The organism is Flavobacterium sp. AED, from assembly GCF_000812945.1.
In the GTDB taxonomy this organism is placed as follows: Bacteria; Bacteroidota; Bacteroidia; order Flavobacteriales; family Flavobacteriaceae; genus Flavobacterium.
This window is the reverse complement of sequence record NZ_JSYM01000001.1, coordinates 1,409,915-1,430,372: the sequence shown is the minus strand read 5'-3', so window position 1 is coordinate 1,430,372 and position 20,458 is coordinate 1,409,915. Positions and strand designations below refer to the sequence as shown.

Annotated in this window: 16 protein-coding genes; 7 read left to right on the top strand and 9 right to left on the bottom strand. The window is 33.4% G+C overall.

The window, feature by feature from the left end:
• Positions 1–103: 103 nt before the first annotated feature.
• Positions 104–535, top strand: a complete 432-nt coding sequence (locus OA85_RS06340) for a TerB family tellurite resistance protein (RefSeq protein WP_039108652.1) — start codon at positions 104–106, stop codon at positions 533–535.
• Between the two features lie 53 nt (positions 536–588).
• Here OA85_RS06340 and fbp read toward each other — a convergent pair whose 3' ends face one another.
• Positions 589–1,608 carry a class 1 fructose-bisphosphatase gene (gene fbp / locus OA85_RS06335; protein ID WP_039108650.1) on the bottom strand — a complete coding sequence of 340 codons (1,020 nt, stop codon included), beginning with the start codon at positions 1,606–1,608 and terminating at the stop codon, positions 589–591.
• A 170-nt stretch (positions 1,609–1,778) separates the two neighbouring features.
• On the opposite strand from fbp, the gene OA85_RS06330 reads away from it, so the two are divergent.
• The 5 genes from OA85_RS06330 to OA85_RS06310 all read left to right on the top strand — a co-directional run bounded on the left by OA85_RS06330 (position 1,779) and on the right by OA85_RS06310 (position 8,991).
• Positions 1,779–2,258 carry a GNAT family N-acetyltransferase gene (locus tag OA85_RS06330; protein WP_039108649.1) on the top strand — a complete coding sequence of 160 codons (480 nt, stop codon included), beginning with the start codon at positions 1,779–1,781 and terminating at the stop codon, positions 2,256–2,258.
• A 27-nt stretch (positions 2,259–2,285) separates the two neighbouring features.
• Complete coding sequence (locus tag OA85_RS06325; RefSeq protein ID WP_039108648.1) at positions 2,286–3,542, top strand: aspartate kinase; 1,257 nt, start codon at positions 2,286–2,288, stop codon at positions 3,540–3,542.
• 84 nt (positions 3,543–3,626) lie between these two features.
• The gene (locus tag OA85_RS06320; protein ID WP_039108647.1) at positions 3,627–7,058 is read left to right on the top strand and encodes a hypothetical protein; all 3,432 of its coding nucleotides are present in this window, start codon (positions 3,627–3,629) and stop codon (positions 7,056–7,058) included.
• 85 nt (positions 7,059–7,143) lie between these two features.
• A complete protein-coding gene (locus tag OA85_RS06315; RefSeq protein ID WP_039108646.1) occupies positions 7,144–7,752 on the top strand; it encodes a hypothetical protein in 609 nt (202 codons plus the stop codon).
• A 177-nt stretch (positions 7,753–7,929) separates the two neighbouring features.
• Entirely contained in the window at positions 7,930–8,991 is a 1,062-nt protein-coding gene (locus tag OA85_RS06310) for a glycosyltransferase (RefSeq protein WP_039108645.1), read from the top strand.
• 119 nt (positions 8,992–9,110) lie between these two features.
• Here the strand turns inward: OA85_RS06310 and phoU are convergent, their stop codons facing one another.
• From phoU to OA85_RS06270, 8 genes are all read right to left on the bottom strand, one after another.
• Positions 9,111–9,785: a phosphate signaling complex protein PhoU gene (gene phoU / locus OA85_RS06305; RefSeq protein WP_039108644.1), complete on the bottom strand. Its 675-nt coding sequence runs from the start codon at positions 9,783–9,785 to the stop codon at positions 9,111–9,113.
• A 53-nt stretch (positions 9,786–9,838) separates the two neighbouring features.
• Positions 9,839–10,597, bottom strand: coding sequence for a phosphate ABC transporter ATP-binding protein PstB (gene pstB / locus OA85_RS06300; protein WP_039108643.1), 759 nt, complete (start codon positions 10,595–10,597; stop codon positions 9,839–9,841).
• Positions 10,598–10,717: 120 nt separating this feature from the next.
• Entirely contained in the window at positions 10,718–11,662 is a 945-nt protein-coding gene (gene pstA, locus OA85_RS06295) for a phosphate ABC transporter permease PstA (RefSeq protein WP_082014120.1), read from the bottom strand.
• A 2-nt stretch (positions 11,663–11,664) separates the two neighbouring features.
• Positions 11,665–12,906 carry a phosphate ABC transporter permease subunit PstC gene (gene pstC, locus OA85_RS06290; protein WP_039108642.1) on the bottom strand — a complete coding sequence of 414 codons (1,242 nt, stop codon included), beginning with the start codon at positions 12,904–12,906 and terminating at the stop codon, positions 11,665–11,667.
• An 82-nt stretch (positions 12,907–12,988) separates the two neighbouring features.
• A complete protein-coding gene (locus OA85_RS06285; RefSeq protein ID WP_039108641.1) occupies positions 12,989–13,822 on the bottom strand; it encodes a PstS family phosphate ABC transporter substrate-binding protein in 834 nt (277 codons plus the stop codon).
• A gap of 30 nt (positions 13,823–13,852) precedes the next feature.
• Entirely contained in the window at positions 13,853–15,274 is a 1,422-nt protein-coding gene (locus OA85_RS06280; RefSeq protein WP_039108640.1) for a porin, read from the bottom strand.
• Positions 15,275–15,417: 143 nt separating this feature from the next.
• Positions 15,418–16,545, bottom strand: a complete 1,128-nt coding sequence (locus OA85_RS06275) for a cell wall metabolism sensor histidine kinase WalK (protein WP_052257157.1) — start codon at positions 16,543–16,545, stop codon at positions 15,418–15,420.
• A gap of 69 nt (positions 16,546–16,614) precedes the next feature.
• Positions 16,615–17,298: a response regulator transcription factor gene (locus OA85_RS06270; RefSeq protein WP_039108639.1), complete on the bottom strand. Its 684-nt coding sequence runs from the start codon at positions 17,296–17,298 to the stop codon at positions 16,615–16,617.
• Between the two features lie 223 nt (positions 17,299–17,521).
• Between OA85_RS06270 and OA85_RS06265 the strand changes: the two genes are divergently transcribed.
• Complete coding sequence (locus OA85_RS06265; RefSeq protein WP_052257156.1) at positions 17,522–20,323, top strand: TonB-dependent receptor; 2,802 nt, start codon at positions 17,522–17,524, stop codon at positions 20,321–20,323.
• Positions 20,324–20,458 lie beyond the last annotated feature (135 nt).

The window sequence follows — 20,458 nt, the reverse complement described above, 5'->3', positions numbered from 1 at the left end:
AAAGGTTTTAAAATACTTTGATTAACAAATCACAATTTTAAATAAAATTAAAATCAATAATTTAAAAATAGATTTATCTTTGTAAGATAAAAAATTAATAATTATGTCATTTTCAGATTTATTTGATAGCGAATTCAAACAAAGAAATAAAGGTCATTTTTCAGCCATAGTTCGTGTAGCACTTGCAGATGAAAAGTTTGTTCCAGAAGAAAAATTATTTTTAGACAAACTGGCCATTAGACTAGAAATTTCTCCAGAAGAATATACCGAAATTTTAGAAAACCCATTAAAATATCCTATTAATGCTCCTTATTTACATGAGCAAAGATTAGAACGTTTATATGATTTAGCCAGAATGGTTCATGTTGATCATCATTTAGGAGATAAACAAGAATTATTGTTAGGAAAAATTGGAGTAGCATTAGGCTTTAATGCCGATAACGTGAATTACATTATATCGAAAGCATTATCATTGGTAGATAAAAAAGTAGATTTAGATACTTTCCTTTTCGAAATGCAAAATATGCATAAATAATAAAATCATAAAAAAGCTTCCGCCGCGGCGGAAGCTTTTTTTATAGTTGTTTTTTAGTACTTGCTCAATTTTGCTTTGTGCATGAAATCTTCGGCTTTCTCAACCATATTATAACTTCCGCAGAAAAAAGGAACACGTTGGTGTAATTCAGTAGGCACAATTTCCATTATACTTCCAAAACCATCAGAGGCTTTACCGCCCGCTTGCTCCACAATGAATGCCATTGGATTACATTCATACAACAGACGTAACTTCCCTTTTGGAGCTTTAGAACTTGTTGGATAAATATAAATTCCGCCTTTAATCATATTTCTATGAATATCCGAAACTAGACTTCCTATGTAACGCGAAGTATAAGGTCTGTCTTCCTCTTCGAGTTGGCAATATTTAATATAGTCTTTTACACCTTGAGGAAAATGAACATAGTTTCCTTCATTGATGGAATAAATATTCCCATCCTTAGAAAACTGCATATTGGGATGCGATAAATAAAAGGTTCCAATTGCCGGATTTAATGTAAATCCATTGACGCCATGACCAGTCGTATAAACCAGCATTGTTGATGTACCGTAAATCACATATCCTGCAGCTACCTGATTCGTTCCCGGCTGTAAAAAATCTTCGATAGTTACCGGAGTACCTATTGGAGTAACGCGTCTGTATACAGAGAATATTGTTCCTACAGAAACATTTACATCAATATTAGAAGATCCATCTAGCGGATCCATCAAAACCACATATTTATTGTTGTGGCTCTTGTCGCTTCCTTCCACTGTAATAAAGTCATCATTTTCTTCCGAAGCGATTCCGCATACAATTTCACGGTTGATTAAAGTTTGAATAAAAATGTCATTAGCATATACATCGAGTTTTTGTTGATCTTCCCCTTGTATATTTTGTTCTCCTGCGGCACCAATTATGTCTACTAGTCCAGCTTTGTTTACTTTGTAGTTGACTACTTTTGCTGCCAACCGAATTGAGTTGATAATCCGGGATAATTCTCCTGACGAATATTGAAAAGCATTTTGGTTTTCGATGATAAATTCACCTAGTGTTCTGTTGCGTTCTTCCATTACGAAATCGTTGTAGTTAGTTTGAAGTCACAAATATCGCTCTTTTTGTGAAAATGATTTGAATAATATTTACTTAGTTTACCACTATTGTATATTTGCTTATAAAATAGTTGAATAATGAATGAAAAAAGCTTTATTTTGAGCAATTCAATCATTTAAAATAAGAATATATGAATATTAGAAAAGGAAATCCCGAAGACATGGAAGCGGTTTTAGGACTAATTCAGGAATTGGCAGACTTTGAAAAAGAGCCTGACGCTGTTCTTATCACGGTTGATGATTTAGTTCGTGATGGTTTTGGTACAACTCCTTTATTTCATGTTTTTGTTGCCGAAGTGGAATCAGAAATTGTGGGTATCGCTTTGTATTATTATCGTTATTCTACTTGGAAAGGAAAAATAATCCATCTGGAAGATTTAGTGGTAAAAGATAAAATGCGCGGAACAGGATTAGGCTATGCATTGTATTCTGAAATTATTAAACAAGGCAAAAGAGATAATGTTCGAAGAATTGACTGGCATGTTTTGGACTGGAACACTCCAGCTATCGATTTTTATGAAAAATCAGGTGCAAAAGTGCTCAGAGATTGGTACGTGGCACAAATGGATGAAGCAGGAATCAACAATTTTGTAGATAATAGATTGAAATAAAATTACAAATTTTTTTGTTTAAAAAGTATGAGAGTATTCAAATTTGGTGGTGCTTCTGTAAAAGATGCCGAAGGAATAAAAAACGTATATGACGTTTTGCAAAAAGTAGGTTATGAGGATGTATTATTGGTCGTTTCTGCAATGGGAAAAACCACCAACGCACTTGAAACCGTAATAAAAAATTATTTTGATAAATCGGCTGAATTAAATTCATCCGTTCAAGAAGTAAAAAAATACCACAATCAAATTCTGATGGATTTGTTTGAAGAAGAAAAGCACGAAGTTTTTACTGCGGTAAACAATCAATTTTCTGACTTAGAATATTTTTTAGCGCATAATAAATCGCCTAATTATAATTTCGTTTACGATCAAATCGTAAGTTATGGTGAATTGATATCTACCACTATCCTAAGTCATTTTATGAGCTTTATGGGAATAAAAACACAATGGTTAGATGTGCGGAATTTTATAAAAACGGATGCTACCTATAGAGATGCAGAAGTAGATTGGGAATTGACCCAAAAGAATATTGCCAAAAACGTAAAAAGAAAAATATTAAATATTACTCAAGGTTTCTTAGGTTCAGACGAAAATAACTTTACCACTACTTTAGGTCGCGAAGGTTCTGATTATACTGCTGCTATTTTTGCTTATTGCTTAAATGCGGAAAGTGTAACCATATGGAAAGATGTTCCGGGAGTTATGAATGCTGACCCGAGGTATTTTGAAAATGCAAGTTTACTAAACCAAATTTCGTACCGTGAAGCGATTGAATTAGCTTTTTATGGTGCTACGGTTATTCATCCGAAAACCTTACAGCCTTTGCAAAAAAAGGAAATTCCTTTGTTTGTAAAATCGTTTATTAATCCTTTGCTACCGGGAACTCGTGTTGCCAAAGGTGCTGATTTAGAACCTTATTTACCTTGTTTTATTGTCAAAAGAAACCAACTCCTGATTTCGCTTTCGTCAATAGATTTCTCTTTTATCATGGAAGAAAACATCAGCGAAATTTTTGCTTTGTTTCACCAATTTAAAATAAAAGTGAATTTGATTCAAAATTCTGCGATTAGTTTCTCTGTTTGCGTTGAGGACAAATTTGAAAACTTCAAAGATTTGAACGCCATTCTTTCGAAAAAATTCAAAGTTGATTTTGATGAAAATGTTACTTTATACACCATCCGACATTTCAATGATAAAGCAGCACAAACTGTTGAAGAAAATAAAACCGTTTTATTGAAACAAGTGAGTCGCGAGACCATGCAGGTTGTAACGAAAGAAAGTTAGAAAATCTTTTCATCGTAAAGTCTCGACTTGTACTTATTGTTTTACAGAATACACTACTTTTGATGCATAGACGTTATACTATCTATGTTGAAAAAAGTAGTGTTTTTGTTTCTAATGATGTGTTTTTCCGGACTACAAGCCCAGGAAACTAACTCGTTATACAAAACCAAAAAAATCCCCGCTACCCTAGACACTATTCATCTTGAAAATGAAAGTATCAATTCAAGTTTCTTCAAAGTGCTTGACGCCAATGAAAAACCTATTGATACCGTTTTTTATAAAATAAATTTTCAAAAAGCAATCTTGATTTTTAATGAGAATTTCGCTCATCCATCGGATTCTGTAACGATTCACTATCTCAAACTTCCTGAGATTTTAACCAAAGAATATCATATTTATGATTCAAGCCGAATTGTAAGTAACGAAGCTGCTTCAGGAAATTTATATAAAATTGAAACGGATCCAGTCAAAAAAAATATCCCTTTTGACGGATTAAACACTTCCGGAAGTATCACGCGTGGCGTTACTATTGGTAACAATCAAAACACAGTTTTAAATTCAAATCTGGATTTACAAATCACAGGAAAACTATCCGAGAAAGTGAGCCTCAGGGCTTCCTTACAAGACAGCAATATTCCGTTGCAAGATGGAGGTTATTCTCAAAAGTTAGATCAGTTTGACAATATTTTCATGGAACTTTTTAGTGACAAATGGAATATTAGAGCCGGTGATGTCTTTCTTGAAAACAAAAAAACACAGTTCCTTAATTTCAATAAAAAAGTACAGGGACTTGCCACTAATTTCGATTTTGGAACAGAAGACAGTAAAACCAATGTTTTTGCATCAGTAGCTTTAGTGAAAGGACAATATGCCAAAAGTAATTTTGTTGGCCAGGAAGGCAATCAGGGACCTTATAAATTAAAAGGTCAAAATGGTGAATTGTATGTTCTCGTGATTTCAGGCTCAGAACGGGTTTATGTGAACGGCGTTTTATTGAAACGAGGTGAAAATAATGACTACACCATCGACTATAATGCCGGTGAAATAGTTTTTACACCGCTTTTCACTATTACTTCCGAAATGCGAATCGCTATAGAATACCAATATTCGGATCGGAATTATTCTCGATTTGTAACCTATGCCGGAGCTTCACACGAAAATGAAAAATGGAGTTTTGGAGGGTATTTATACTCCGAAAGTGATTTGAAAAACCAACCTTTACAACAAAATCTTTCTCCAGAACAAGCCCAGATTTTAGTGAATGCCGGTGACAATCCAGATTTGATGACGGCACCTTCCGCCTATGCAGATTCCTATTCGGATAACAAAGTGTTGTATCGAAAAACAACATTTAATTCGACAGCAATTTTCGAATATTCAAACAATCCAGATGACGAACTTTTCAATGTACGGTTTAGTTTAGTGGGAACAAATAAAGGAAATTACATCTTAAAAAATTCATCGGCTAATGGTCGAATTTATGAATTTGTTCAACCAATTAATGCTATTCCACAAGGAAATTATGAACCGATTATACAACTAGTTTCTCCAACAAAAATTCAGGTGGCAACATTTTTAGGAAAATATAAACCGACAGAAAAAACAGCTTTTGATTACGAAATAGGATTTAGCAACAATGATAAAAATCTTTTCTCCTCAACAGACGATGTCGATAACCGTGGCTTGGCTGCCAAAATAAATGCCAAACAACGCTTGTTTTCAAAAAAATGGAATGTTGATGCTTTTGCCAGTTATCAATTTATTCAGAAGAATTTTAAATCTGTGGAACGCCTTTATAGCATTGAATTTGATCGAGATTGGAATTTAAGCACAACAGCAATAGGAAATCAAAGTTTGTTAGTCTCTGGCCTACATTTCGAATTAAATCCAAAAGAAAACCCCCAGAACAAAGGATTGCTAAACTATCAATTTGAAAAATTGGATTTTTCAGAAAGCTTTTCGGGAAGCAGACATAGTATTGACGGAGCATTTCAACTGAAAAATTGGACGATTCAAAATCATGGCAGTTTCTTAAAAAGCGATGGAATTGAATCGGTTTCTAAATTTTATAGAAACCAAACCCAAGCTCGTTTTCATTTTAATAAAAACTGGATTGGGACGCATCTTAGATTAGAAGACAATCAGGAGAAGTTTAAAACTACCAATCAGTTTTCAGCTTTAAGCCAAAGATTCACTGAATATGGTTTTTTTACCGGACGAGGTGACAGCACCAAAGTTTATGTAGAATTAGGCTATTTTAAAAGAACGAATGATAGTTTACAAAATGGATTCATACAACGTGTAAATGCATCTCAAACATATTTCTTAAAATCGAAATTAATTCAAACAAAGAAAAGCGATTTAACCGCTTATGTGAATTATAGAGTGCTTGATTTTACTGATGCAACAAAGAAAAAAGAATCCTCTCTGAATTCCAGAATAGTGTATTCAGATCGTTTTTTCAATCAATTAATTCAAAGCACGACTGTTTATGAAACTAATTCCGGAAGTATTCCTCAACAGGAATTCACCTATCTTGAAGTTCCGGCTGGCCAAGGCGTTTACACCTGGAATGACTACAATAGTAATGGAATTCAAGAGTTACAAGAATTTGAAATCGCGCCATTTATCGATCAGGCAAAATACATTCGGATATTCTTACCGAACCGAATTTACATAAAAACACATCAAAATAAGTTCTCACAATCTGTAACTATAAATCCGAATCAATGGCAAAATGAGCTTGGATTAAAAAAATTACTGTCCTATTTTTATAATCAGACCTCCTTTATAATAGATCGAAAAATAAAAAGTGAAGGTGACACTTTCGAATTAAATCCTTTTAGTACCTCCAAAGAAAATGTGCTGGGACTAAATTCCAGTTTCAGGAATAGTTTGTTTTATAATCGAGGAAAACAAAAACATTCCGTAACCTATACTTATTTGCAAAATCAAACGAAAAATTTATTATCAATAGGAACTCAAGAAGCAAAAAACAGCTCCCATCAACTACAATATACCAACTTATACAAGAAAAGTTGGTTGTTCAATTTTTTTGCAAAAACAATCCAAACCGCCATTGAATCTGAAAATTTTACAGAAAAAAACTATAGTATTAGCGGCTATCAATTGGCTCCAAAAATCAGCTATTTATTCTCCAAAAACACCAGTTGGGATGTGTTTTATGAATTGCAAAATAAAGAAAATCAGATTGGGGTTTTGGAGAAATTAGTACAAAATCGTTTTGGAACTTCATTTTCTTATTCGAGTGATAAAAAATTCACCATGAATGGAGAGATTTCTTTTTATCAGAATAAATTCACCGGAAATGAATTCTCTTCGGTTGGTTTCCAGATGCTAGAAGGGCTACAAACGGGGCAAAATATGACTTGGAGATTATTGTTGCAAAAAAACCTGACGCAATTTTTAGACATAAACTTAAATTACCAAGGAAGAAAAAGTGAGTCCAGCCAAACTATCCACACAGGAAATATACAATTGAGAGCTTATTTTTAAGCTTTTACCTCAATTATTCAGAATAAAATTATTAAATTTATTCTGAATTTTCATTTAACCATCCAAACTTTAAAACAACAACATCATGAAAAAATTAGTGTTATTCTGTTTAGTATTTATTCTATCTGGAAACTTTTATGCGCAAGAAACTGCTGCTGAAAAGAAAATTACAAAAGCAAAAGCAAAAACCGAGAAAGGTGTAAAAGCAAAAAAGGAAGCCCAAGAAAAAATGGCTAAGGCTAAAGCAACTAAAACTGAAACAGATGCTAAAGACAAAGCAGTTAAAGTAAAAAGTGATGCTAAATCTAAAGCAGCTAAAACTCAAACAGAAGCTAAAGATAAAGCCACTAAAGTAAAAAGTGATGCTAAATCCAAAGCAGCAAAAACTGAAACAGATGCTAAAGACAAAGCCACTAAAGTAAAAAGTGAAGCTAAAGCTACTAAAACAGAAAAAGACATTAAAAACAAAGTCACAGAGACCGATAAAAAAATAGAAAAGGCTAAGAAAGAAACCTCCTCTGCAAAAATAGCAACCAAAAAGGCCGCTTCAAAAGTTAAAGAAACCAATGAAAAAGCACCTAAAGTAGCAGATAAAATTACTGGAGAATACAACGGAAAAAAAGTATATACAGGTCCTAGAGGTGGAAAATATTATATCAACTCTAACGGGAACAAGACTTATATTCAAGAGTAATATTTTCCAATTCAATATAAAACGAGAGGCTGTTCAAAATGAGCAGCCTCTTTCTATTTAACAAATAGTAAAGTATATTTACCCGAAATAAATTAATAGTTTGGTAATACGTTCGAAATATAAAAAACCACTTCATTGAGTAACTTTCAAATTTAAATAACGAACTTATATCGCCAAATGGATTTGAATACTAACAAGACTATTTTGATTGCTCCATTAAATTGGGGTCTGGGACATGCTACGCGCTGCATTCCTATTATTAAGGCTCTACAAGACAATAATTACATCCCAATAATCGCATCCGATGGTATTGCGCTTGAATTATTGCGAAAAGAATTCCCGTATTTAAAAACACTTGAATTGCCCTCATACGAAATAGAATATTCTAAAAATGGTAAAAATTTCAAATGGAAGTTATTGCAAAATTGTCCAAAAATGATTGAAGCCATTTGGGCTGAAAAGAAATTAGTAAAGAAATGGGTTAAGAAGTATTCTATTGATGGCGTACTATCTGATAATAGACTTGGCGTATTTAGTAAAAAAGTACCTTCGGTATTTATGACGCATCAATTGAATGTCATGACAGGAAATACAACTTGGATTACCAGTATGCTCCACCAACACATTATAAAAAAATATGCCGAATGTTGGATCCCGGATTTGGAAGGAACACCAAATTTGACAGGCAAATTAGGACATATAAAAAAGGCTGATTTTGTGACAAGATACATAGGACCATTAAGCCGATTACACAAACGCGAGACCCAAAAAAAATACGATTTGATGGTTATTTTATCCGGACCAGAACCGCAACGTGGCATGTTGGAAGATAAACTAAAGACTGAAGTATTGAAATATGATGGGAATGTAGTTTTTATAAAAGGGATTATAGAAAAAGACCAAATAAAGGAACAAATTGACCATGTCACCTATTATAATTTTATGAATACGAGACAACTTGAACAAACTTTTAACGAAAGTGACACCGTATTATGCAGGTCAGGATATACAACCATTATGGACTTGGCTAAACTGGATAAAAAAGCTTTTTTCATTCCTACTCCCGGCCAATACGAACAGGAATATCTGGCAAAAAAACTAAAAAAAGAAGGATTAGTACCATATGCGGAGCAAAACGATTTTAAAATAGAAAACCTTGAAGAAATTAAGTTATACAAAGGACTGCCTCAATTAGATACTGCATTAGACTGGAAAGCATTGTTTCAAGTCTTTGAATAGAATCACTAAATCCAATTTCTTTTACAATCAAAAAACACCCTAATAATATACTTTGAAAGTATAATAATTAGGGTGTTTTTATAAAAAATCTATAACTTAATTAGATTATAAGTATTGGACTAATCTTCTGATTTTTTCTCTCCAAATTTTTCGTGTTTGATGATTTTGGCATTAATCATGAAATAAACATACTCTGCAATATTTGTACAATGTTCAGAAATACGTTCTAAATGTTTTAAAACAATCACAAGATTTGTTCCTGAAACTACCGTCTTAGAATTTGACTTCATTTCATTGATGATATTATGTATTGCTTCATCACATTCATTTTTTATGGTATTATTCAAAACGAAAATTTCTCCAATCGTACTTTCATTACGAGTCAAGAAACATTCATTCGTTTTTATAGTAATCACCTCAACATGTCTGGCTATATCAGTAATATTAAACTTAACAATTAAGTCATGTTTATCTTTAATATTCTTAGATTTTTTTATGATGCTTATCGCCAAATCCCCGATTCTTTCTATCTCATTGCTAATTTGCATCGCTGACATAATAAAGCGTAAATCAGAAGCGACTGGCTGTTGCAAAGCAAAAATACTTTGGCAAATTTCATCAATCTTCACATCTAATTTATCAATCTTATTTTCTGTTTTTTTTACTTCTTTAACTTCCGAAAAAGGTTCTGAAAGTAACGCATTTACTGATTCTCCTACTTGACCCTCAGCTAAAACACCTATTTTCTGGATAACATTTTTAAGTTTTTCTAATTCTATTTCAAAGTGTGTCATACAATTTTTAGTTTAAAATGGATAATCGGTTATTTGTTTAATCGATTAAACAATTATCCAAATCTTCCTGTGATATAATCTTCCGTTTGTTTTTTCTCTGGTTTGGTAAAAATAGTATTTGTTTTCCCCATTTCAATCAATTCACCCATATAAAAGAACGCCGTATGATCACTAGTTCTTGCTGCTTGTTGCATATTATGCGTTACAATTATAATGGTATATTGTTCTTTCAATTCGTGAACCAGTTCTTCAATTTTAGAAGTTGAAATTGGATCCAAAGCACTCGCAGGTTCATCCATCAATATAATATCTGGGCTTACCGCCAATGTTCTTGCAATACACAAACGCTGTTGTTGACCACCCGATAATCCCAAAGCAGAATCATCCAAACGATCTTTAAACTCATCCCAAATGGCAGCTTGACGCAAAGAAATTTCTACAATTTCATCCAATTGTGTCTTGTCTTTCAATCCATTAATTCTAGGTCCATAAGCCACATTTTCATAAATGGATTTCGGAAACGGATTGGATTTTTGAAAAACCATTCCGATTTTTTTTCGAATATTGACCACATCTACGTTTTTATCATAGATGTCTACACCTTCAACCAGCATTTCTCCTGTGATTTTCACACTCGGAATCAAATCATTCATTCGGTTAATACATCTCAAAAAAGTAGATTTTCCACAACCCGAAGGGCCAATTAAAGCGGTGACTTTATTAGCTGGAATTTGCATCGAAATTTCCTTTAATGCTTTTTTTTCTCCGTAGTATAATGACAAATCATTAACCTGTATTTTTATATCTCTCATTTTATTTTTATTAAAACAATTCCGTTTTGTTTTTGCCACAAAGGCGCAAAGGCACGAATTTCAATTATTTAAAATATCTTAATCTTTTTACAAACTTCTTTTCTTTGTGACTTAGCGGCATCATTTTGCTTTTCTTCTAATTCTAGATCTAATAACAACCGCTACTAAATTCAGTGACAAGGTAAGAATTAATAATACCAAAGTAGTTGCAAACTGAATTGGCATTGTTTTTTCCACATCCGAAGATTGGGTCGACATAATGTAAACGTGATACCCCAAATTCATAAATTGATCACTCAATGAACCTGGCAAAGTAGCCAAATAATACGCCGCACCAGTAAATAAAATGGGAGCAACTTCTCCAGCACCTCTACTCACCGCAAGGATTGTTCCTGTCATAATTCCTGAAATAGACCCCGGAAAAACTACTTTTTTTATCGTTTGCCATTTGGTCGCTCCTAATGCCAAACTCGCTTCTCTTAATTCTCTTGGGATGGTTTTCAAAGCTTCTTCTACCGAAACGATAATTACAGGAAGTGTTAATAATGCCATTGTTAAACTTGCCCAAAGAATATTAGGTTGTCCCCAATGCAATTGACCATTATTGAACGTGGAATCCATTCCTGTTCCCACAAATTGGATGAAAAATCCTAGTCCAAAAAGCCCAAAAATAATCGAAGGAACTACTGCCAATGTTCGAATAGAAAACCGAACTGCTGCTGCAAATTTTGATTTTTCGTGTGCATATTCCGTTAAATAAATCGCAGTGATTGTCCCGAATGGAACTGCCGCAATCGACATTATAACAACCAAAATAAAAGTTCCGATCAAGGCTGGAAAAATCCCACCTTTAGTCATTCCATCGGTTGGAAAAGAACTGATAAATTCCCAAGAAAACTTGTCACGTCCTTGGTAAATGATAATCCCCAAGATGACAAACAGGATTGCAATAATCAAAAGAACTGCCGCTTGAGTAACTCCAATAACGGCGCTTTCTTTTATATTTTTTACCGTTTTATCCGATTTAGAAAACGGATTTTCCGATATATTAATTGTATTTTCCATACTTATTTACCTTGGAATTTTTTAATTAATTTTCCTTTGACATAAAATTCTGCTACTGCATTTAATACAAAGGAAAAAATGAAAAGCAATGAACCTATAAAAAACAAAACGCTGTAATGAGTTTCTCCAAATACCGTTTCTGCCATTTCTGATCCAATAGTTGCGGCAAAAGTTCGCACACTTTCAAACGGATTTGCCGATAATAATGCTGCATTTCCTGTTGCCATAAGCGCAATCATTGTTTCGCCAAAAACACGACCAACTCCTAAAAGCAAAGCTGCAAAAATACCTGGCGTAGCCGCTGGCAAAATTACCGAAAAAGCGGTTTGTGCTTTGCTGGCTCCCAAGGCTAAACTAGCCTCAGTATACGTTTTTGGAACTGCCGAAAGTGCATCTTCTGAAATGGTATAAATAATAGGAATCGCTGCCAATGCCATTGCCACACCGCCAATAAAAGCATTCAATCGAGAATCATAACCAAAAATATCTTGAAAAAAAGTAGCCAAAACCATCATAGCAAAAAATCCAATAACTACAGATGGAAAAGCGGCAAGCATTTCGATAATAGGTTTTATGATTTCCTTTCTTCTATTAGAAGCAAAACACGAAGTATAAACGGCTGCTAATATTGCCAAAGGACCTGCAATCAACATTGCGATTATTGTTACTTTTAAAGTTCCAATAAGCAAACCAATCAATCCAAAACGAGGATGTTCTGAAACGGGCACCCATTCTGTAGTAAAAAAGGTGCTCCAAGTTTTGTCTGAACCTTCGTTATTTTGGGAAACGGCATCCGTTGTTTCGTCTGATGAAGCTACGGACAAATCTTCTTTTTGTGTGTCTCCATAGGATTCTGGTTCCAAATCATTATTAGAAACAGGCTCGGAACCATACGTCTCGGGCTTTAATTCCTCGGTAGTTGCCGCTCCATAAGATTCGGGTTTTAACTCTTCCTTGGTTTCTGAACCATACGATTCCGGCTTCAAATCCTCGGTAGTAGCTCCGTAAGATTCGGGTTTATTCGAGGTTGTGGATTGAATTTCTGTTTTTGCTTTAGCATCATTTCCAAAACTAAATAATGGCAATGATTCTTTGAAAACAAAAATGAAAATCAAGAAAATTATCGCAATAGACATAAAAGCTACCGATGATATAATTTTTTCGGCTAGAAATTCAGAAAGTCTGAATTGCTTTTTTAAACTTTCTTTGGTAAAAGTTTGTTTGATGGGTAATTGGGAATTCATCTTATTTATTTAGGAATTCATTTAATATAAATACAAAAAAACCCTCACTTTAATAAAAAAATGAGGGTTGTTTTACTTATAATTATTTCAAAGGATAATACCCTACTTCTGCAATAATAGCTTGCCCTTCTGAACTCAAAATCCAATCTACAAACGCTTTGGTTTCACCAGTTGGTCTTGATTTCAAATACATGTACAAGTATCTTGTAATAGGATAAGTATGGTTTTTGATTGTGGCAGCTGTTGGTAAAACCGCAGCACTTTTGTCGTCTTTTTTAACGGCACAATCTTTTACCCCTTCAGCATAAGCTGCTCCACCGTAACCTACAGAGTATTTGTCTTTTTTTACTGCATTTACAATAGCTGCAGTTCCAGGCAATGTTTGACAAGTTGGCGAAAAATCTGTTTTTACTACATTGTCTTTAAAGAAACCAAAAGTTCCTGAACTACTTTCTCTACCGTATAATTTAATAGCTGCATCTGGCCCACCCACTTCTTTCCAATTAGTGATTTTACCCGCAAAAATTTGTCCAATTTGTTTCAATGTAAGAGAGGCAACTGGATTGGCTTTGTTTAAATAAACTGACAAACCATCTTTGGCGCAAGGAATTTCCACACCAAGTGTATTGTATCTTGCTTTCAATTTTTCTACTTCAGAAGATTTGATTGGACGACTTGAATTGGCAATATCCGTTGAACCATTGATTAATGCTGCCAAACCTACTCCAGATCCACCACCTGTAACTTGGATAGAAGCTCCTGGATTTTTCTTCATATATACTTCGGCCCATTTTTGAGACAAAATAACCATAGTATCAGACCCTTTTACGGTCACTTTGTTAATTGTAGTAAAAGAGAATCCTACTGTCATCACAACTAATAAAATGGCTGCAATTTTGATTTTTGTTGTTTTCATTAATTTGTTTTTTTAATTATATTTTTTTTATTAAAATTTAGCTTGTAATCTAAGTGTGAAAATATTGTCGTGTTTATCTTTTATGAAATCTGCTCCAGCATTTAGAGATTTTTCATTGATTGGCATTACATAGCAAGCCATTACTTTGATGTTATCATTGAAGAAATATTGCCATGCAAATGTCCAGTTATTGTATTTCAAATCGTCCTTTGTTTTAACAGCGTCTCCAGACAATCTAGTGTTTGGATCAAAAACGTCATATCGCAAAGAAACCTCATTAACCTTACCTACATTTTTTACAAATGAAATGTAATATCCTTCAACGTTTCTTATTTTGTTGGCATTGAACAATGAGTTAACTTGAGTAGTATTAGTTGTTCCTGAATATGTTCCTCTGATGTATTCTCCTTTTAGAGACATACCTCCCAAGAAATCATAGTACAACTGCATCTCAGCTCCAAACAATTCTTTTTTGAATTGATCTCCAACAGCAGGAGTAAATGATTTATTATTCACATCTGTAAATACAGTTGGCGAAGTTTTAATAACAACAGTATTAATACCAGTAGCAGGATCAACAGTAGTTGTAGTCTTAGTAGCAGTATTCTCAAGAACTGAAGTTTTCCCAAGATAAGTATGTGCTCCAAAATCTATACCTAAACCTTTGCTTGGTAATTTAAAAGAATAAACTGCTCTAGCCATCAAATCTTTCCCGTTGTCAACGTCTTTGGCTTGATTTGCCAAAGCTCCTTCTCCAAAATTTCCGTTTAATACGGCTACTTGTATCTTTAAAGGAATATTGTAAGTGGTAGCAAAATCAGCTTCTAATTTTGCTCCTTGATCTCTTTCAGTAGGATAAAGCGTTCTGGTCATCAAAGTTCTTTCGGCAAATTCTCTTGATGAAGAAGAATATTCAATATCATACGTTGGTCTGTTAAACTGCCCAACCCATAAAGAGAATAGGTTTAACCAACGGTCATTCAACTGCACATAAGCATCTTTCAAAGTAACTTGATGTACTTCAAAGTTGGGTTGCAAAACAAAATTCACACCATCAATAGGTTTGTACGTAAATTTAATTCTGGCTCTTCTGATGTAAAATGAATTGTCCTCATAAGCCGATCCTGTTACCGGAACACCGTGTTGACTTCCGTCAGAAGCCCAAGAATCGTACATTTCGTATTGTGCTTGTATATAACCTGAAACTTTAATTTTAGCCAGTTCATTAACTACTGATTCCATAGCCGAAAATTTCTCATCAAAGCCTGCTAATTTCATCGAATGATCCTCTACCGATTCTTTCAAGGATTCTATGCTTACTGTTTTAACTGAGTCAATACTTTGGGTTTCTAAAGAATCGACAGCTACAGCTTTAACAGCATCACTCTTAACATCTTGCGCATTAGCCAACACTGAAGTCATAACTAAAACTGCAAATAAAATTTTTTTCATCGTTGTTATCTGATTAATTTTTTTGCAAAGATGATACTGGTGTGTTAAGCTAACGTTAACACAATATTATGTTGGTGATAAATTATCGTTTCGGTAAGGTTTCCAATCCCATTTGTAGGATTTGTTTATAATCATTTCCAGACTTACTGTTTTTTTAGTTTATTAATCTTAAGACTTTTACTATAGATTTGTTCCGGATCTAATTCTGGTTTTTTTAATCTGGCCTTTTCAATTGTAAAGGAAAATTCAGACCCAATTCCAAATTCACTTTCCACGTATATTTTTTCTTTATGCGCTTCTATGATATGTTTTACAATTGCTAATCCTAAACCCGATCCACCTTCTGAACGCGAACCGCTTTTGTCCACTCTGTAAAAACGTTCAAAAAGCCTTGGTATATTTTGTTTTTCAATTCCTTCTCCATTATCAGTTATTCGAACCAAGACCTTTTTCTTAGTCAAATTGACAACGGCTACTTCAGTAAAACCACCTTCTCTACCATACTTAATAGAGTTTACAATTAGATTCTCAACTACTTGTTGTATCTTATCTTTATCCCCATGCACGATAATAGGCTGTATGTGATAATTTTCGAAAGCCAGTGTGATTTTCTTTTTATCGGCTTTCATTTCCAATAAATCAAAAACATTCTGTATCAATTCTACAATATCAAATTCAGAAAAGTCAAGATTTAAATCCCCTGATTCCAACTTTGTAATCATATCTAAATCTTCCACAATGTAGATTAATCGTTCTACACCTTTCTCGGCACGTTTTAAATATTTTTTTCTAATGTTTTTATCATCCATCGCTCCGTCCAGCAGAGTCGAAATGTAGCCTTGAACTGTAAACAAAGGTGTTTTTAGTTCATGTGAAACATTGCCAAGAAATTCTCTTCGGTATTCTTCCCGAATCTGCAGCATTTCAATTTCCAGTTTTTTATCAGTGGCAAACTTCTTGACTTCTCGCGTCAAGGTTTCCATATCAGTAGTAATGGGCTGATTTATAAAAGTACTGGATTCCAACAGCGAAACGTCATCGTATATTTTTTTTACACGTCTATAAATAAACCGTTCAACACGATATTGTAAAACTATAAAAGAAAATAAATAAATAATTAAGAGACAAACGATTCCAAAAAACAGCAAATTATTTACTTTAGAACCAAAGAATAACAATACCATCAAGAGGACAAATCCAGTAGCAAAAAGGCTAATGAATAAAGCAGACTTTATGGCGAACTTATACGTTTTCTTAAAATTTATTTTCATCGATTTCACACCTCGCTTTTAAAGCGATTTGAATTTTGTAATTTGTATTCTTATAAAAAAAAGTGGTATTTACACTTCAAATTTATACCCTACTCCTTTAATGGTTTTGAATAAATCCTCTCCAATTTTTTCTCTTAATTTTCTAATGTGAACATCTATGGTCCTTCCGCCAACTACGACCTCATTACCCCATACTTTATCTAAAATCTCATCGCGTTTAAATACTTTTCCCGGCTTGGAAGCCAATAAGTAAAACAATTCAAATTCTTTTCGTGGCAAAGCAATCTCCACATTGTCTTTTCTTATTTTATATTCTTCTCGATTGATTTCGATTCCTCCTACGTTAAGTGTTTCACTATTTTGTTCCTGTTCTTTCAAACGTCTTAACAATGCTTTTACTTTACTGACTAGTAGTTTTGGTTTGATGGGTTTTGTAATATAATCATCGGCACCCGCATCAAAACCAGCTACTTGAGAATAATCTTCGCTTCTTGCTGTAAGGAAAGTTATAATTACATTATTCAGTTCCGGTATTTTTCTAATATTCTCACACGCTTCCATTCCATCCATTTCTGGCATCATTACATCCATAATAATTAGGTCTGGCAATTCTTTTTTTGCTTTTGCAATAGCTTCTTTCCCGTTTGCTGCTGTAACTATCTGATAGCCCTCCTGAGCAAGATTATACCCTACAATTTCCAAAATATCCGGCTCATCATCAACGAGTAAAATCTTTGTGTTTCTTTTTTTCATATTAGAAAAATTATATTATTCTGATGGAATTTACGCCTGAAATACTCAGTTATTTTCAATTCCGATTGTAAATATAACAATAAAAGAACCGTTTAAAAATCACATTAACCGTAATTTAATATGTTAACGTTTTATTAATATTCACGAAACTAAATGGTAATAATCAAGTAACTTTTACTTTACAAAACGGGCATTACTTTGCATAAAAATAAAACAAACAAAAATGAAATTTAGAATATTGTTTATAGCATTATTAATTACAACTTTTTCTTTTTCACAGAATAAAGGTACCGTTTCTGGAATCCTAACTGATAAAGATGCTAACAATCAATCCTTACCTTTTGCTAATGTACTTATAAAAGGAACCAAAATAGCAACCAATACTGATATTGATGGGAAATATACTATCGCTATGGCCCCTGGTAATTATACGGTACAATTCAGTTTCGTAGGGTATGAATCTGTAGAAATTCCTGTAACTGTAGTAGCAAATGAAACTGTAAATCTAAATCAAGCGATTGGTTCAGGAAGTTACAAACTGGAAGATGTTATTATAAAGAACACGGCAAGCAGAGAAAAAGAAACGGTATTATTACTTGACCAAAAGAAAGCCGTTGTAATAAAGCAAAGTATAGGTGCTCAAGAAATGGCTCGTAAAGGAGTTAGCGATGTAGAGGAAGGACTTACCAAAATAACAGGAATTACAAAAGTAGGTTCGAGAGGTCTATTTGTACGTGGACTGGAAGACCGATACAACAATTTACTGATAAACGACCTTGCTGCGCCGACTAACAATCCTTTCAAAAAAATTATTCCGTTAGACTTATTTTCTACCGATATTGTAGGTGTTATTGAAGTATACAAAACGTTTAACCCTAATATTTATGGTGATTTTGCCGGAGGTACTTTTAATATCCAAACTTCTAAAGGTTCGAAAAGTGTAACCAAATTGAATGTTGGAGTTGGCTACACTGTAAATAACAATTTAGAACAGTTTTTAATTTCTAAAGACGCAAATTCTACCAAAGGATTATTTGGCTTGACCGGAAACGACAGAAAAATTCCCGGATTATTGGGAAATACACCTTCAAGTTACACGCTTACTGCAGATGAATCTTTGAGGTCTTTTAAAAGTGGATTTGATGTTTCAAAAATAAACAGCCCTTTGAATTCAAGCATTGGTTTTCTTCATTCCGAAAAATTTAACCTAAAAGACGACAAGACTTTTTCTTACTTACTTTCGATTAATTTTGACAATAATTATTCGATTAGAAACGGAGTGGAAAGAACTTTCACAAACAATCCTTCTGGATTTACTTATAGAAATGACTTTGACAATACTGAATACCGATATAAAACATCACTGTCTTCTTTAGTAGGATTAAACTACACCACAAATAGACTGAAACTTTCTTACAATACCCTTTTCATCAGAACAACTGAAAATTTGGTTAAAGACCAATTTGGAGTAGCGGATTCAAACTCAAGCAACAATAAAACTTTAATTAGAACCAATCAATTAGACGAATCTAATTATTTAAACAACCAATTATTGGGCGAATATGCATTGAATGAAGATAAAAGTCAAAATATAAAAGCGGCAGTTTCCTATGCGATTACTAAGTATGCGCAACCAGACAGAAAATTCTTTTCAGGAACAAAATCAGGAACAGACGATATTTTAGTTTCTGTTGCCGGAAATAACTTTATCAAACAGTATTTGGATATTTCTGGTGATTCTTATTTTTCAGGATTAGGAGAATACACGTTGAAATTTGGTAAAACTGAAAAAAATAATATTTTTACGGCTGGATACAATGGAAACATGTCTGACATGACCTCATCCTATCGTTTTATTACACCGGTAAATAATAGTGCTCCAAACAGCTTTACAGCACCATTAAATTCATTGGACACGCAATTAAATGGTTATTTAGCCTCAAATGCTATTAGTTTTAGAGAAAGTTCTAATGCAACATATCAAGCAAAATTAAAAGAAACTGCCAATGCAGGTTATGCTAACTTACTTTACAAGTTTGGTGAAAAATGGGAAGTAAACGGAGGAATTCGTTTAGAAAGTACGATGAGAGAAACTAAGTACAGAACTCAAGGTTCTTTCTCAGACCCATTTAAAACTTTAAAATATGACAACTTGTATGTTTTACCCGCTTTAAATGTGAAATATGGTTTGAATGAAAATTCGAATCTGCGTTTTGCTACTGGAAAAACATATACAAGACCGGTAGTAATGGAATCTTATCCTATAGAGTATATCAATGCTGATGGAACTTCAACAAAAGGAAATCCGTTTTTAAAAAATAGCAGCAACTACAATGTTGATTTAAAATATGAATTATTCCCAACATCAAAAGAAGTTTTAGTACTTGGATTGTTCGGTAAAAAAATAGATCAGCCTATTGAAAGAACATTCATCTCTAATGCTGCAAATTCAACTATCACGACTTATTTAAATTCAGACAATGCAGTTTTATATGGAGCAGAAATTGAACTCCTATTCGATTTTGCAAGAATTGACGAAAGCTTAACTGATTTCTCTTTTGGGTTCAACACTTCTTTAATGCATACGAAAGTAGATGTGAAACCAACCACTACTGATAGTGACGGTAATGTAACAACATCAATCGAAACCTTTAAAAATAGAGAACTACAAGGAGCTTCAAAATGGTTAATCAACTCTGATTTAAAATACCAATTTGACTTAAGCGAATCTTGGAGTAACACGGTTTCATTAGTTTATTCTGTATTTGGAAAAAGAATTTATGCTGTTGGAACAGGGGGATTAGACCATATTTATGAACTGCCGGTGCAACAGTTGGATTTTATTTGGAGCAGCAAATTATCAGATCATTTTGATTTAAAATTCAGTGCTGACAATCTACTTGATCCAATACGTAAATCCGAACAAGGAAATAGCGGGACTTCAATTATAGTTGAAAATTCAACCATAACAAACAGTTATAAAAAAGGAAGAGGGTTCTCTATAAACTTAGGATACACTTTTTAACACATACCCTATTTAATACCAAAAGCTCTAATTTATTTAGGGCTTTTTTTATGCTTAAAACTCACGTAACACCCTTAACATTCGCTTCACATTTTGGTAGTTTTTTAGTAACCGTATTGTAATATTCGGCTAACA

What these genes read in the sequence shown, in the direction of transcription:
- OA85_RS06340 (WP_039108652.1), top strand. Translation starts at nt 104, where the DNA reads ATGTCATTTTCAGATTTATTTGATAGCGAATTCAAACAAAGAAATAAA.
- fbp (WP_039108650.1), bottom strand. Translation starts at nt 1,608, where the DNA reads ATGGAAGAACGCAACAGAACACTAGGTGAATTTATCATCGAAAACCAA.
- OA85_RS06330 (WP_039108649.1), top strand. Translation starts at nt 1,779, where the DNA reads ATGAATATTAGAAAAGGAAATCCCGAAGACATGGAAGCGGTTTTAGGA.
- OA85_RS06325 (WP_039108648.1), top strand. Translation starts at nt 2,286, where the DNA reads ATGAGAGTATTCAAATTTGGTGGTGCTTCTGTAAAAGATGCCGAAGGA.
- OA85_RS06320 (WP_039108647.1), top strand. Translation starts at nt 3,627, where the DNA reads ATGTTGAAAAAAGTAGTGTTTTTGTTTCTAATGATGTGTTTTTCCGGA.
- OA85_RS06315 (WP_039108646.1), top strand. Translation starts at nt 7,144, where the DNA reads ATGAAAAAATTAGTGTTATTCTGTTTAGTATTTATTCTATCTGGAAAC.
- OA85_RS06310 (WP_039108645.1), top strand. Translation starts at nt 7,930, where the DNA reads ATGGATTTGAATACTAACAAGACTATTTTGATTGCTCCATTAAATTGG.
- phoU (WP_039108644.1), bottom strand. Translation starts at nt 9,785, where the DNA reads ATGACACACTTTGAAATAGAATTAGAAAAACTTAAAAATGTTATCCAG.
- pstB (WP_039108643.1), bottom strand. Translation starts at nt 10,597, where the DNA reads ATGAGAGATATAAAAATACAGGTTAATGATTTGTCATTATACTACGGA.
- pstA (WP_082014120.1), bottom strand. Translation starts at nt 11,662, where the DNA reads ATGGAAAATACAATTAATATATCGGAAAATCCGTTTTCTAAATCGGAT.
- pstC (WP_039108642.1), bottom strand. Translation starts at nt 12,906, where the DNA reads ATGAATTCCCAATTACCCATCAAACAAACTTTTACCAAAGAAAGTTTA.
- OA85_RS06285 (WP_039108641.1), bottom strand. Translation starts at nt 13,822, where the DNA reads ATGAAAACAACAAAAATCAAAATTGCAGCCATTTTATTAGTTGTGATG.
- OA85_RS06280 (WP_039108640.1), bottom strand. Translation starts at nt 15,274, where the DNA reads ATGAAAAAAATTTTATTTGCAGTTTTAGTTATGACTTCAGTGTTGGCT.
- OA85_RS06275 (WP_052257157.1), bottom strand. Translation starts at nt 16,545, where the DNA reads ATGAAAATAAATTTTAAGAAAACGTATAAGTTCGCCATAAAGTCTGCT.
- OA85_RS06270 (WP_039108639.1), bottom strand. Translation starts at nt 17,298, where the DNA reads ATGAAAAAAAGAAACACAAAGATTTTACTCGTTGATGATGAGCCGGAT.
- OA85_RS06265 (WP_052257156.1), top strand. Translation starts at nt 17,522, where the DNA reads ATGAAATTTAGAATATTGTTTATAGCATTATTAATTACAACTTTTTCT.